Annotated in this window: 13 protein-coding genes; 3 read left to right on the top strand and 10 right to left on the bottom strand. The window is 38.8% G+C overall.

All coding sequences use genetic code 11. The features are described 5' to 3' along the window. From Q4534_RS23210 to hisH, 8 genes are all read right to left on the bottom strand, one after another. Positions 1–1,230: a TolC family protein gene (locus Q4534_RS23210; RefSeq protein WP_303615549.1), complete on the bottom strand. Its 1,230-nt coding sequence runs from the start codon at positions 1,228–1,230 to the stop codon at positions 1–3. Further along, positions 1,227–5,051 carry an efflux RND transporter permease subunit gene (locus tag Q4534_RS23205; protein ID WP_303615548.1) on the bottom strand — a complete coding sequence of 1,275 codons (3,825 nt, stop codon included), beginning with the start codon at positions 5,049–5,051 and terminating at the stop codon, positions 1,227–1,229. The genes Q4534_RS23210 and Q4534_RS23205 overlap by 4 nt, the downstream gene beginning before the upstream one ends. 98 nt (positions 5,052–5,149) lie before the next feature. Continuing rightward, the gene (locus tag Q4534_RS23200) at positions 5,150–5,602 is read right to left on the bottom strand and encodes an HYC_CC_PP family protein (RefSeq protein WP_303615547.1); all 453 of its coding nucleotides are present in this window, start codon (positions 5,600–5,602) and stop codon (positions 5,150–5,152) included. Positions 5,603–5,626: 24 nt separating this feature from the next. Then, on the bottom strand, positions 5,627–6,037 hold the full coding sequence (locus Q4534_RS23195) for a gamma-glutamylcyclotransferase (RefSeq protein WP_303615546.1): 411 nt from the start codon (positions 6,035–6,037) through the stop codon (positions 5,627–5,629). Positions 6,038–6,049: 12 nt separating this feature from the next. After that, positions 6,050–6,655, bottom strand: coding sequence for a bifunctional phosphoribosyl-AMP cyclohydrolase/phosphoribosyl-ATP diphosphatase HisIE (hisIE, locus tag Q4534_RS23190; protein WP_303615545.1), 606 nt, complete (start codon positions 6,653–6,655; stop codon positions 6,050–6,052). 49 nt (positions 6,656–6,704) lie between these two features. Beyond that, positions 6,705–7,466 carry an imidazole glycerol phosphate synthase subunit HisF gene (gene hisF / locus Q4534_RS23185; protein WP_303615544.1) on the bottom strand — a complete coding sequence of 254 codons (762 nt, stop codon included), beginning with the start codon at positions 7,464–7,466 and terminating at the stop codon, positions 6,705–6,707. A 1-nt stretch (position 7,467) separates the two neighbouring features. Further along, the gene (gene hisA, locus Q4534_RS23180) at positions 7,468–8,190 is read right to left on the bottom strand and encodes a 1-(5-phosphoribosyl)-5-[(5-phosphoribosylamino)methylideneamino]imidazole-4-carboxamide isomerase (RefSeq protein WP_303615543.1); all 723 of its coding nucleotides are present in this window, start codon (positions 8,188–8,190) and stop codon (positions 7,468–7,470) included. Beyond that, on the bottom strand, positions 8,190–8,774 hold the full coding sequence (hisH, locus tag Q4534_RS23175) for an imidazole glycerol phosphate synthase subunit HisH (RefSeq protein WP_303615542.1): 585 nt from the start codon (positions 8,772–8,774) through the stop codon (positions 8,190–8,192). The genes hisA and hisH overlap by 1 nt, the downstream gene beginning before the upstream one ends. A gap of 240 nt (positions 8,775–9,014) precedes the next feature. Between hisH and Q4534_RS23170 the strand changes: the two genes are divergently transcribed. Further along, on the top strand, positions 9,015–9,587 hold the full coding sequence (locus Q4534_RS23170; protein WP_303615541.1) for a hypothetical protein: 573 nt from the start codon (positions 9,015–9,017) through the stop codon (positions 9,585–9,587). Positions 9,588–9,642: 55 nt separating this feature from the next. On the opposite strand, the gene Q4534_RS23165 is transcribed toward Q4534_RS23170, so the two are convergent. Both Q4534_RS23165 and Q4534_RS23160 read right to left on the bottom strand, forming a co-directional pair. Next, a complete protein-coding gene (locus Q4534_RS23165; RefSeq protein WP_303615540.1) occupies positions 9,643–10,536 on the bottom strand; it encodes a PmoA family protein in 894 nt (297 codons plus the stop codon). Positions 10,537–10,875: 339 nt separating this feature from the next. Then, entirely contained in the window at positions 10,876–11,121 is a 246-nt protein-coding gene (locus Q4534_RS23160; protein ID WP_303615539.1) for a hypothetical protein, read from the bottom strand. Between the two features lie 604 nt (positions 11,122–11,725). Between Q4534_RS23160 and Q4534_RS23155 the strand changes: the two genes are divergently transcribed. Beyond that, entirely contained in the window at positions 11,726–12,667 is a 942-nt protein-coding gene (locus tag Q4534_RS23155) for a DUF1080 domain-containing protein (protein WP_303615538.1), read from the top strand. Between the two features lie 159 nt (positions 12,668–12,826). Beyond that, complete coding sequence (locus tag Q4534_RS23150; RefSeq protein ID WP_303615537.1) at positions 12,827–13,777, top strand: sugar phosphate isomerase/epimerase; 951 nt, start codon at positions 12,827–12,829, stop codon at positions 13,775–13,777. Positions 13,778–14,195: the final 418 nt, after the last annotated feature.

Below are 14,195 nucleotides of genomic sequence, written 5' to 3'. Positions count from 1 at the left end.
TCAGTAAGATTTTGCGGTTAAATAATTTATTTGTGCCTCAGCAAGATGGTAAGCTACTGAGGCTTTGACTTTCATTTTATTGTATTCCAGCAATTGTTGCTGCAGGCGTAAAACTTCTTCAAAGTTTTCTCCCGAGTTTGCATAGGCACTGTAGAGCAAATCAAGGGTTTGTTTGCTGGTTTTGATTTGCCTGTCAAAGGAATCAATAAGCTCTAATTGAATTTCCATTTCTACTTTATACCTATAGAAGGATCCTTGAAGACGGTGAGATATATCCTGCTTTTCTGCTTGATAGGATTCACTGAGCAACAAGGCTTCTTTTTCAGCTGCTCTGTATTTTTTCCTAAAAAGCGGAAGACTCATGCTCAGGGTAGGCATCAGTGTATTTTTCCCATTCTCTACAATCAGTAGGTCTTTCCTTTCACCTATCGTAACATAATCAATACCTACCCCTAATTGTGGTAAGCCATTCTTGACAGCTAATTTTTGATTAAGTTCAGCAGCTTGAATTTTCAAATCCATACTTTCCAGTAATGGATTGTACTTGATAGCATCATAGTAAAGCGGATGAAGATCCTTTGGCAGGGGTAATTTTTCGTCAATCTCTATTGGAGAATCAGGCTCTCTTCCCAAAATGGCATTGAGTCTGGCCTTTGCTGCATAAACTTTTTTATACAATACATCCAAACTGGTTTGGGAAGTGGTGTTCATAATATCAACCCTAAGCACGTCTGTCATGGATCCTTTTCCATTCTCGAATGTTGAGGTAGCAATTGATTTATAGGTTTCCAGAATCTGAAGATTTTCTTTTTCTATTTCCATCAATTCCATGGTTTCTAATAGTGGATAATAAACAGCAGAAATCTCATAGTAAAGTCCATTTCTTGCATTCAAAAACTCCTGGTATTTTACTTCCGCAAGGACAGTTGCCACCTCCCCTTTAGTGCGTAAAGTCCCGAACCATGGAAACATTTGCGTCAATGAAAGACGCAGCCTTTGAGGGCCAAGCCTGGTCTCAACAGGAGAGATAAAATAGCCAAAAGACAAATTGGGATCATTCAAGGATTGGGCTTGAGGGATTTTTTCCAAAGCCGCTTCAAATGCCTTGTATTTCCCTTTCAGTCCCGGGTTGTTTTCCGCAGCAATCATTAAAAGCCCCTCCAGCGTCTGAGAAAATCCGGAAATACTCAACATCAAGCAAAAGGTTAAAGAAAGGAAAGTAAATTTCATATTGAGTTGTTTTTAAATCTTCTTTCTTCCCGAATTGCATACAATACGGGTACAATAAAATAAGTAATAGCTGCTACTAACATCCCTCCAAAAGCCGGAATGGCCATTGGTATCATAATATCTGAACCTCTTCCTGAGGAGCTGAGAATAGGTAGCAAGGCAATAATGGTGGTGGCGGAGGTCATGATGGCAGGCTTAATCCTCCGCTGCCCAGCTTCCAAAACAGCCTCCCTAACCCCCTGGATATCATCAGTTTTATTTCGAGCAAAGCTCTGATCTAAATAGGTTGCCATAAGCACACCATCATCGGTGGCGATGCCAAACAAAGCAATAAAACCTACCCAAACAGCCACACTCAGATTAATTGTTTGAATCTGAAAAAGGTCCTTAAAATTGGTCCCAAAAAGAGCAAAATCCATGAACCAGCTTTGCCCATAAAACCATAGGATGATAAAGCCACCACTGAAAGCCATGGCAATGCCGGTAAAGACCATCATTGCTGTGCTGACAGAACGAAACTGAAAGTAAAGAATTAGGAAAATGATAAGCAGAACCAATGGAACGATCAACGAAAGGCGTTTCTCAGCACGAACTTGATTTTCATAATTGCCTGACAATTTAAAACTTACACCTGCAGGAACCTCCAAATCACCGGTATCAATTTTACTTTGAATCAAGCTCCTTGCATCTTCTACTACCGTCACTTCCGAATAACCATCCCGCTTGTCAAATAGCACATATCCAACCAGAAATGTTTCTTCACTTTTAATTGCTTGAGGACCTCTGAGGTATTCAAAATCCACTATTTGACTCATGGGAATTTGGGAACCTGTAGGGGTTGGCACCAATATTTTCCCCAAGGATTCAGGATCATCTCGAAGTTCCCGTGGATAACGAACCCGGACAGGAAAACGCTCCCGCCCTTCTACTGTGGTGGTCACTTTCATGCCTCCAATAGCTGTTTCAACAATGCTTTGAACATCCTCAATACTCAATCCATACCTAGCTATTTGCTCACGATTTATATTGAGATGCAAGTAAGGTTTGCCTACAATCCTATCCGCAAACACAGCCTCCTGCTTCACTGAGGGCACCTGTTTTAAAATCGCTTCTACTTCTAGACCGAAAGACTCGATTTTTTGTAAGTCGGGTCCGTAAATTTTCATTCCCATGGGAGCCCGCATCCCCGTCTGCAACATCACCAATCGCGTCTCTATAGGTTGCAATTTTGGAGCAGATGTAAGCCCTGGGATTTTGGTGACCTTTACTATTTCATTCCATATATCGTCCGGAGAATTAATATGCGAGCGCCAATTCCTAAAGTACCTACCAAATTCATCCGGAATGAGAAATGAAGTAGCAATATTTTTGGTTAATATTTCTTCATTGGATAAGGTATCACCTGAACTTAGGATAAAACGATGGGCTGCATCCACTTTAAACCGCTGCTTCTGCCCTTTTTCATTTATAAAAAATTCCGGTTTATAATTGACGACATTTTCAAACATTGAAATTGGGGCAGGGTCTAAGGCGGACTCAACCCGACCAAGCTTGCCCACACTAAGATCAACCTCAGGAATATTATCAATCCGCTTATCCAACTGCCCTAGAACCTTTCTGTTAAAAGCCATGCCTGAATGTGGCATGGATGTGGGCATCAACAAAAAGCTTCCCTCATTCAATGATGGCATAAATTCTTTTTGCATGCCGGGAAAAGCATGTGCAAACCCTGACCATACTCTCGTTTTTTCAAGTTCCCATCCTATTTTTCCGGCTACTTTAGGAAGCAGTCCGAAAGTCGTAACAAAGCCAATCCATACCATGACACCAAACATCATAACAGCGACTGGGATGGATAAAAACGCTACTTTATGATCCAGACACCAATTCAAAATTTTCTTGTAATTGGACTCCAACAGAATAAAGGCAGCCAAAATCAAACTGACCAAGCTGCCAACAAAAACAAAGTTTAGGAAGGTGGAATTAGATGCTCCTAAAGGCAGCCAATAACCGGCCAACAGCCACACCACCCCTGCAATTACAATGATGATTTCCAAATTGTTATAAAAAGGCCTGATGCTTTCCGGAAAAGTAAAGCCCTTTGCTTTCAAATAGTCTTTTAGAAGTGCAACCCCTGCCAGTAAAAAAAGAAGGGTACCCGCCCAAACAAAGTCTAAATAGAGTAATGCTAAACCTATCAGAATAAGCAGGGTATTTCCCGCCTTTCTAAACTTCGAATTGTTCAACTTGAATCCAAAAAAAACGTGCGCAATACTGGGTAAGATCAAAAGGGAAACGATCAATGCTGCGAATAAGGCAAAGGTTTTGGTATAAGCCAGTGGCCCAAACAACTTCCCTTCAGCTGCCTGCATGGTAAATACCGGGACAAAACTTACAATCGTTGTAGAAACAGCGGTAAGAATGGCACCGGCAACCTCCGCAGAGCCATTGTAGATGGTAGTGATAAGCTTTTGCTGTGGCGGGGCTTCATCCATATGCTTGAGTATATTTTCGGAAAGGATGATTCCTAAATCCACCATTGTGCCAATAGCAATGGCGATACCTGATAGGGCGACGATATTCGCATCTACACCAAGATAACGCATGGCAATAAAAACCATCAAAATGGCCAATGGCAATATACTTGAAATAAGGATGGACGCCCTAAGGTTGTATACCATCACAAGGACTACAAGGATAGTGATAAGGATTTCTAAGGACAAAGCTTCTTCTAAAGTCCCAAGGGTTTCTTGAATCAAAGTAGATCTGTCATAAAATGGGACCACAGTCAATTGACTCAAAGTACCGTCTGCAAGGGTTTTCTTGGGTAATCCCGGAGCTATTTCTTTTATCTTTTCTTTTACTTGCTTGATCACCTGAAGTGGATTGGAACCGTATCTGGCTACCACGACCCCACCTACGACTTCCGCTCCACCTTTGTCCAAAAGCCCTCGTCTGCTTGCCGGTCCAAGCTGAACCACGGCAATATCCTTGATGCGAATAGGGACATTATCCTGCACGGCCACGACAGCAAGTTCAATATCCTCCAATGATTTGATATAGCCTAAACCTCGAACCAGGTATTCAGCTTGATTAATCTCAATGGTTTTTGCTCCAACATCTCTATTGGATTGTTTTACGGCCTCCATCACCTTTGTGAGGGGAATATTATATGCTTTTAATGCATCTGGGTTAACATCTACTTGATACTCCTGCACAAAACCACCTATAGAAGCAACTTCAGAAACCCCTTCCACAGCATTTAATCCATATTTAACATAAAAATCCTGTATGGTTCTGATTTCATGCAAGTCCCATCCACCTGTTGGATTCCCTTCTTGATCTCGACCTTCAAGGGTATACCAATAAACCTGCCCAAGTGCTGTAGCATCGGGCCCTAACCCCGGCTGAACCTCATCCGGCAGCAAATCAGCAGGCAAGGAATTGAGCTTTTCCAAAATTCTTGAACGAGACCAATAGAATTCAACCTCTTCATTGAAAATGAGATAGATACTGGAGAAGCCAAAAACGGAACTGCTTCTTATTGATTTAACTCCCGGAATACCCAATAGGTAACTTGTGAGAGGGTAGGAAATTTGATCCTCAATATCCTGAGGAGATCTTCCCGGCCATTCCGTAAAAACGATTTGTTGATTTTCTCCTATATCCGGGATGGCATCCACTGGAACAGGATCAGAAGGTAAAGCAGCAACTTGCCAACCAAATGGTGCTGTTACAATGCCCCAAATTAGGATTACTAAAATTAAGAGAACAGTAACAAGTTTGTTGTCAAGAAAAAACTTGATGATTGAATTAAGCATGATTTAATCCTAAAATAATGTATACCAGACAATAAGCCGCTTACATTGTAAAGCAGCAGAAAACAGGTCAGGATTGCTGACCAAATTATCTGATTGGATTAAATCAAGAAAGTTTGATATAGAACAGTATAATCCTCTGGTTGGATAGGGGGAGGATCTATAGAATTTGTTGAAAAGGTGATGAAAACCAATTCTTCTGCAAGCAAAAAAGCATGTGTAAAAGCCGCAACAAACACCAATTGCGGGGCACTTATATCAATAACTTTGAGGGTTTGATCCGTTTCTAGCTGAATCAATTCAAACTGATTTTCGCAGCATTGGTCTTTGCTTTCCTTTTGCTCATTTTGTGAAATGGGAAGATGTTCCTGGCTATCCATATCGCATTCCAAATGCTTGGCAGATAAACCAAAATCATTCAACATTTCAGACCCCATACAGATATGACTGCTCTTTGCCAAGCCGATGTTGGCAAAAAGAAAAAAGACAGCGATCAATATGGAAAATGATTTCTTCAACAATTCAAAGGTAGGTAAATAAATATCACTTGTCAAAAAAATTACTTATCTATCATAAAATCAACCCTTTAAAGAGCTGAAATATTTTAAATAATCACCTCCTTCAATAGGTTTTAAATGATCCAGTGTGCCTACATACAAATAAACCCAAGCGGAAATTTTTATCCCATCTTCAGATAAAACCTCTAATTTAAGTCGCTCATAATTTATTCCGGTTTCCAAGTCCTCTCCTATACCTTCGTATTCGTCCAGTATCGTCAACACTTCATGTTCATTGTGAAGCAAATAGACATCTCCATAAACAGATGCCTCCGGAAGGTTACTGTAGGTAAAAACAGGGTATGGACCTAGGTCATATAAGAGGCCTTGACAATAAGCACCAGTAAAAAACTCAGCAGAGCGTCCTAATAGGTCTGCCATAGGGTGTTCAAATCCCCTTCTTAACGTACCATAAACAAATAAATAGGACAAAATCTAGAGATTTTATTTTTTATAGCGTTTGATTAGCACCTCCATAACCTCATCCAACTCATAATCCTTTGCTTCAAGCAATACCAAATAATGGTACAATAGGTCTGCTGCTTCTCCCATAAACAATTCTTTGTCATCATCTTTGGCTTCGATCACTATTTCAACTGCTTCCTCTCCTACTTTCTGGGCCACCTTGTTGATTCCAGCATTGAAGAGTGAGGTGGTGTATGATTTGTCTGATGGGTTTTCTTTTCTTTCTTTGATCACCTTTCTTAATTGATCAATAAAATAGGTTTTCCCTTTATTGCTATGGGCAAAACAAGTATCATTCCCTGTATGACAAACCGGACCTATTGGGTTAACGGTGATCAATAAAGTATCCTGATCACAGTCCACTTCAATATTTTTGATCATTAAAAAATTTCCGGAAGTCTCGCCCTTGGTCCATAATCTCCCCTTGGTTCTGCTGAAAAAGGTGACCTTGCCACTTTTTATCGATTCATCGATAGCCTCCTGATTCATGTACCCCATCATTAAAACCTCTTTCGAAAATTCATCCTGAATGATGGCAGGCACTAAACCATTTACCTTTTCAAAATCAATGTTTATATTTTCCATGCTAATGTATTGCTCAAGTAATTATAGTAAGATCCAATTTATTGAAGATTTATAACATCCTCCTTATATTAACTCCCTTCTTATCGAGAAAACTCTTAAGTTCAGGAATGGGTATTTCTTTAAAGTGAAATATACTCGCTGCCAAAGCAGCATCTGCTTTTCCTGCGGTGAATACATCATGAAAATGTTGCATGCTGCCCGCTCCTCCGGAAGCAATTACAGGAATAGAAAGCATGGATGACAATTCGGAGGTTATGTCATTTGCGAATCCATTTTTCACACCATCGTGATCCATGGAGGTTAGCAAAATTTCTCCTGCTCCCCTTTCGGTTATCTCTTTGGCCCATTCTTGGGTTTTAAGCAGGGTAGGCTTCCTTCCTCCGTGTGTATGGACAAAATCAATCCCGTCAATCCTTTTGGTATCAATGGCAACTACAATGCATTGGCTTCCAAATTCTCTGGCCAAAGCATTGACTGCATCAGGGTTTTTAACTGCTGCAGAATTAATACTTATTTTGTCTGCCCCGGCATTTAGCAATGCTTTGACATCGTCAATGGTAGAAATCCCTCCCCCCACAGTAAAGGGTATGTTCACTGTTTTGGCTACTTTCGTGACCAGTTCTACTAAGGTTTTTCGTTTTTCTACCGTAGCTGTTATATCAAGGAATACCAATTCATCTGCTCCTTCATCTGCATAGATTTTACCCAATTCTACCGGATCACCCGCATCTCTTAATTCTACAAAGTTAACGCCCTTTACAGTTCGTCCATCTTTTATATCCAGGCAAGGTATTATTCTTTTGGTCAACATGTTATTTCTGTGTAAAGCTGCTCAACTCCTCTAGACTAATTTTCCCTTCATAAAAGGCTTTTCCTACAATGGTTCCGTAGACTCCTGCTTCTTTTAGTTCTTCCAAATCACTAACTGAGGCTACCCCACCACTGGCTATTAATTTAATCCCGGGGATTTCCTCCGTAATCTCCTTGTAAAGTTCCAATGAAGGTCCTTGAAGCAAACCGTCTTTGGCCACATCAGTACAAATCACATATTGAACACCTTTGAAATGATAATCCTTAATAAAATCTATAAGGTCCATTTCAGTAGTTTCTTCCCATCCTGAGATGGCTATTTTTCTATCTTTTGCATCTGCACCCAAAATCAACTTCTCTCCACCATAAGACTTGAGCCATCCGCTAAATAAGTCAGGGTTCTTAACCGCTATACTCCCACCTGTTACTTGTCTGGCCCCTAGTTTAAAAGCCAAGGCTATATCTTTATCGGACTGAACGCCCCCACCAAAATCTACTTGTAAATTGGTCTCCTGACAAATCCTTTCCAACACCTGAGTATTGATGATTTTTTTTGCTTTCGCCCCATCTAAATCTACCAAATGCAGTCTTTTTATTCCCGCGTCTTCAAACCGCTTGGCTACCTCGGTAGGATCTGATGAATACTCTTTTTTCTGGCTATAATCTCCTTGTGTGAGCCGAACACACTTTCCATCTATGATGTCAATTGCCGGAATGATTTCCATTATAATTTTAGAAAATTGTTAAGAATTTTTTCACCTACAACACTGCTTTTTTCCGGATGACCTTGCATCGCATAATAGTTATCTTTATGTAACATGGCCGAGAAATCATTGATATAATGCGTAGTGGCTATCGTATATTTTGGATTTATTTCTGCATAATAACTATGCACATAATAAACATAGGACGATTCATCCAAACCCTCCAAAAGAGGTGTTTTTAAGTTCTCAAGGTTGTTCCAGCCAATGTGGGGCACCTTATTTAAAGGGGGGAATTTCTTTACATTAATAGGAAATATCCCAAGACATTCTGTATCGTATTCCTCAGAATAATCACATAACAATTGTAATCCCAGACAAATTCCAAAAAAAGGTTGGTCAAGTTCCTTAATCAATTGATCAAGCTTTCTTTCCCTCAAATATTTCATTGCAGTACTGGCCTCTCCCTGTCCCGGAAAAATAACCTTATCCGCTTTCTTTATGGTTTCCCAATCGTCCGTTAGTGTGGCATTGACCCCTAAACGTTCCATGGCATACAACACAGACTTTACATTCCCTGCATTGTACTTGATTACTGCTACTTCCATTGATATCGGCCTTGGCCGCGTTAGTCTATTCTATTTTAAGCAAGCGCTAATTTAAAGCTTTTCACGGTAGGGTGGAAGGTTTAACACCGAAATATCCTTAAGACGTGGGATTTGCTGAGCAAAAACTCCTCAAATCTGCCTACTAACTTTAATTGATAAACTAGGAAAAAACAGATAAATCCATCTCAATGTCTAGAATATCAATTAAATTGCATGGAATATTAGGTATAACACTTTGTTTTGAAAAATAAAATTGCACGGATAATTTCTCAGGTTGGACACCCAATACTTTTAATTCTTGTTTTCTTAATCTATTTTTTATTCACCATCCACAGTCCTGGAAAAGCCATGCTTAGCCTGCTTATTATTTTAACTTTAGGGATCTTACCCTTGATTTTCTGGAATTTGATTCGAACAAAAAAAGGCTTGTATTCAAATTTCGATGTTTCTATCAGGAGTCAAAGGAAGTCGATGTACTTGTTTATTTTGATTTTAGCCCTCCTAGTACTTTTAGCCTTATGGACAAATGGGCAACCTGATGCTGTGCTTATTGGCAGCGCCATATTGATTCAATTGTTATGCTTTGCCTTTGTCATTAATTATAAAAGCAAAGTTTCATTACATGTCGCCATCACCATTTTTACCGCCTTTGGTTTTTGGGAAATTAACCCATGGATAGCCATCGGTTTATGGATCAGCAGCCCCTTTATTGCATGGTCCAGATGGCAGCTAAAGCGACATCAACCAGAGGAACTCATCTGGGGTTTATTATTGGGGTTGGTTTGTGGAATAGAAATATTGGCATTCATTTGATATAAAATCGATCCACGCCACTACCTTAACGCTCCAATTAATTCACTTCTTAATACTAATTTTTACTGTAGGCATCAAATTTACCTGCAATATCCGCTTCAAGGTGATCTCCTTGATGGACAATTACCCTATATTTAAGATTGATAGAAGCACCTTTTTTCAATTGTGTTCCTTTTTCATTTTCCGGCCAATACATTGGTGTTGGGGAAATAAAACCATAATCCCTGGTAAACCAAGGGGAAGGATACCAATCATTAGATGGATGTTGCATTAGTGCTAACCCTTCCACTCCTTCTCCTCTATTTCCATAAAAATCAATCCATGAAGAGGGTTTTCCAAAGGTTTCTTTCTCTCCCTTATCTCCTTCCGCATTGATCATGGTCCCACCATTGAGCACATTGAGGTCTTGGTCCATTCTTGCGCTAAACAATGAGTGGTTGGTTTTTTCAATGGTTACATCCTCCAACATTTCCATGGTAACATCAAAATCAATTTGGTAGGCACCATCCGCTGTGGTACTGATCTTAATGACACGGAAATCTTTGATTGGTGCATTGGCCCCAGGCCTGGTCCAAATACATTCATTGAATATGGTCAATTCATTTTCCTTTTGTTGTTCAATATCCGCTCGTAAAGAAACAATTTGCCCCCTATCCAAACCTTCCTGCCAGTAGTTCCCTCCATTGACTCTGTCACAGCCAAAAAACAAGGAACTATGATGGGGGTAAATCCCATTTCGCATACTTGTCACCAATGCACCTGAGGGACCATTCACAGGAAAGAAGAAAGGGTACTTTTCATTTTCAGCGAAATGGTAACTCGTAAAAAACTGACCATCAATAATTACATCTATTCGGTCACCGATTTTTTTGGCTTCTATATTCTGAGCCATGGTAGGCAATTGCACAAATAATGTAAGGCTCAATAATAGGAAAGCTATATTTTTCATGTTTTCTTAAATTAGTAAAATACTAAAGTAAGAATTATCATGGATTCTAAAAATCGAGGGTAAAGCTTATTATGATTAGTAAAAAAAACCTGTTAATTGATAAGAAGGCATAAGGGAGCAAGGCTTGCGGGATGAATCAAGCTGAATGTTATCTATGTGTTTGGGAGGTAAAGATTTATGGAATATAAATTTAATTTATATTCCATAAATCAATAATAAAGATACTAGACCATTCTATCAGGTTTATATAAGAATTATACAAAAACTTAAAGGAACAACATTGAAGAATTTTTAAGCAATACTCCAAGTAGTTTAAGAAGCTCAAAACATTCAGGAAAATTATTCCATAGTTTCCTTTCCTATCTTAGGACTCAGGTAATAGGTAGACCCCAAGGTGTATTCATCAGGATTATCAACTCTAAACCATTGATATCCGGCACCTTTACCTTGATGTTCATTAAAAATAAACATCACTTCATTGCCCATTTTTTTGATAACTTTTGCTTCCGGCTCAAGTACTGGGTAGTTGGTAGAACAAGCGGCAGATAGAAATAACAATAAAATAAGGGTTGGTAAACGATTCATAAATAGGGTTATTGAAATAGTTTAAAAGGAATAATTCCAGAAACAAAACCCCAAGACTTATCAGCCAACAAAATAATTTCGTTGAGCAAGCCATCGGAATATGTTAATAAAATTAAATTGGTAGTAATTCAACCGAACAAAAGAAACATCATATTAATAGCGGATCCTGATGCCTCTTTCTGGTTTCAAAGAAACCCGATTGAGAATGGTGTATTTCGTTTTTTAGGGTTCAAAATACAGTTTCAAATATATATAAAATATTTTATTAATATAATATTTATACAAATAATTAATTGAAAAAGTTAATCTCTTATTTTTCTGTTATAAATATATTATTTTATCAAGAAAAATAGCACTAAAATTAGTTGCACTTTGTAATAACACCATTTCAACATGAATGAAGGCGTAAAATGAAGAGAAAATTTTATGTGCTTGGCATCATTTCACTTGTTTATTGGCAACATTTATTAGAATTCAAACCATCATAAAGCAAGTTTTAAGGTTTTACATCCTACAGTTAAAAATGGACTATTTCATCTAAACAATTTTAATTGGAGATAAAAATCCAGTAATTTTAAAGGAAATAAACATCAAATAAGATATCATGATAAAATCTAAATTACTTTTGTTTGCCCTATTGCTCACCAGTTTCTTAAGCACAGGAAATATGGCTTGTGCTCAGAGTGACAAAGAGCTGACCGGCCGCTGGGACATCACGGTAGACATGGAGGGAAAAAAAGCACCATCTTGGCTAGAAGTTAAGCTTTCGGGTATAAAAACCTTGGTCGGATACTATGTCGCACACAATGGCAGCGCCAGACCTATTTCCAAGGTTACTTTCAAAAATGGGAAAATCCACTTCTCCATCCCTCCTCAGTGGGACAATGCCGATCAAGACATGGTATTTAACGGTCAATTAAAGAATGGGAAACTTTCGGGTACCATTACCCAAAGTACAGGGGAAAAACATTCCTTTACCGGAGTAAGGGCACCATCTTTGATAAGAGAAAAAGCACCAAAGTGGGGTAAAACCATCGAATTATTTAATGGAAACAACCTAGAAGGCTGGCATGTTGATGGAGATAAAAACCAGTGGGAAGTGATCAATGGTATATTGACTTCTAATTCGGCCGGCTCAAACCTAATATCTGACAAAAAGTTTGAGGATTTTAAAATCACTGCAGAATTTCGCTATCCAAAAGGAAGCAACAGTGGGATCTACCTACGAGGCAGATATGAGGTGCAAATTGAAGACAATTCAGGCACCCCACCTTCCTCTATCTATTTTGGGGGAGTTTATGGTTTTTTGACACCGAACGAAATGGTGGCAAAAGGTCCCGGAGAGTGGCAAACTTATGAAATCACTTTAATAGGCAGAAGAGTAACGATTATTGCCAATGGTAAAGCCATCATAACAGATCAGATCATACCCGGTATCACAGGCGGAGCCATCGACAGCAATGAAGGTGAAGCCGGTCCGATTATGATTCAAGGAGACCACGGTCCCGTAGAATTCAGGAAATTTGAAATTACACCTGCTAAATAAATGTAAGTTAATATTCAAAAGATGGAGAAATTTATCAGTTTTTCCATCTTTTTTTTATATAAACCAATTATTCAATGCATTCATTTCATTAATGGCTAAAAACATAAAATCAAGCAAAAAACTTGGTATTGAAAGCTCTTAATCATAACACGCAGAAAAATGAAACGTAGAAAGTTTATTAGCCTTGGTACCTTGGCCAGCGTCACAGCAGGATCAGCACCTTTTTTGGCAGCAAAAACACCCTTAGAAACTACTGAGATTTCAAAAAGATACCAGCAGGGCCAAAGTCCCTGGCCTATTTGTTTGGATACAGCAACGATTAGACCAGCCTCATTAAAGGAAAAGGTCCAAATTGCAGCAAAGGCCGGATATGATGCCATAGAACCATGGGATAGAGAATTGGCTGAATATGAAAAGGAAGGAGGAAACCTAAAAGATTTGGGGAAAGAAATTAAAGAACTTGGGATGTTTGTACCCAGTGTTATTGGTTTATGGAATGCTTTGCCTCCCACCAATCAGGCATTTGAGCAATCGCTGAAAGACACCAAAAACAGAATGCGAATGGCAGCTGACATACAATCTCAACACATCCAAACCATTCCCAATACTGTAGGGGAAAATTATGACCAAAAATACGTATCTAAGAGATACCGTGAATTAATAGAAATAGGAATAAATAAATACGATATCAACCCAGCTTTGGTATTTGTAAAATTTTTCCCACTTAAAACCCTAGGACAGGCTACGGGAGTAGCATTAGATGCCAATCATCCAAAGGCGATGATTATTCCCGATACTTTTCACATGCATATTAGCGAAGGAGGATTTGAAGGGCTTAAATTTTTAAAGGGAGATTTAATTGCCATTTTCCAATTTGCTGATGCTCCGGCAAGCCCTGATATCGCGACTTTAGGGGACAAACACAGGGTTTATCCCGGTGACGGAATTTTACCTTTACCCGAAATATTAAAAAGCCTAAAGACTACCGGTTATAAAGGATGTATTTCCCTGGAATTATACAATCCGAACTATTGGAAACAAGACCTACAAGAAGTCGCCAATACAGGCTTAAGGAAAACATTGGAGGTCATTAATAAAGCAGGGGTTTAAGCCCTTTTATAAGAAAATAGCTAATAATTATTTGTTGGCAATTTATAACTTTAAACCCTACCTATAAGCGCATAATACCATCCAATTCAAAAGGTTTCCCAGCACAAGGTGTAGTGAACAACTACACCTTTCTATTTTACTAATGATTTTATTTTGGTTGAATACACTTCAATTATAATCCTTGGTTGGAAAAAGTCTGTATTTCGCCTGAATAAAGAATCCTATACAGATTCATCGTTTACTAGGTGATTACATAAAGTATGTTTCAAGATCTAGAATCCCACATTAAAGCAGCATTCTAAAGAAAGAGAAGAGTATTAAGCAGGATTATTTCTAAAAAAAGGGCATAAAAAAAGACCCTTAGATTGCTCTAAGGGTCTAAAAGAAGGCGGCGACCTACTCTCCCAGGTGTAACCCC

It is taken from the genome of Cyclobacterium sp. 1_MG-2023 (assembly GCF_030546805.1).
In the GTDB taxonomy this organism is placed as follows: Bacteria; Bacteroidota; Bacteroidia; order Cytophagales; family Cyclobacteriaceae; genus Cyclobacterium.
The sequence above is the reverse complement of the archived record's forward strand: the minus strand, read 5'-3'. Positions and strand labels throughout refer to the sequence as shown.

Bases quoted from the DNA above. Each gene is read 5' to 3' on its own strand.
- Q4534_RS23210 (WP_303615549.1), bottom strand. From the start codon at position 1,230: ATGAAATTTACTTTCCTTTCTTTAACCTTTTGCTTGATGTTGAGTATT.
- Q4534_RS23205 (WP_303615548.1), bottom strand. From the start codon at position 5,051: ATGCTTAATTCAATCATCAAGTTTTTTCTTGACAACAAACTTGTTACT.
- hisIE (WP_303615545.1), bottom strand. From the start codon at position 6,655: ATGGAAAATATAAACATTGATTTTGAAAAGGTAAATGGTTTAGTGCCT.
- hisF (WP_303615544.1), bottom strand. From the start codon at position 7,466: ATGTTGACCAAAAGAATAATACCTTGCCTGGATATAAAAGATGGACGA.
- hisA (WP_303615543.1), bottom strand. From the start codon at position 8,190: ATGGAAATCATTCCGGCAATTGACATCATAGATGGAAAGTGTGTTCGG.
- hisH (WP_303615542.1), bottom strand. From the start codon at position 8,774: ATGGAAGTAGCAGTAATCAAGTACAATGCAGGGAATGTAAAGTCTGTG.
- Q4534_RS23165 (WP_303615540.1), bottom strand. From the start codon at position 10,536: ATGAAAAATATAGCTTTCCTATTATTGAGCCTTACATTATTTGTGCAA.
- Q4534_RS23160 (WP_303615539.1), bottom strand. From the start codon at position 11,121: ATGAATCGTTTACCAACCCTTATTTTATTGTTATTTCTATCTGCCGCT.
- Q4534_RS23155 (WP_303615538.1), top strand. From the start codon at position 11,726: ATGATAAAATCTAAATTACTTTTGTTTGCCCTATTGCTCACCAGTTTC.
- Q4534_RS23150 (WP_303615537.1), top strand. From the start codon at position 12,827: ATGAAACGTAGAAAGTTTATTAGCCTTGGTACCTTGGCCAGCGTCACA.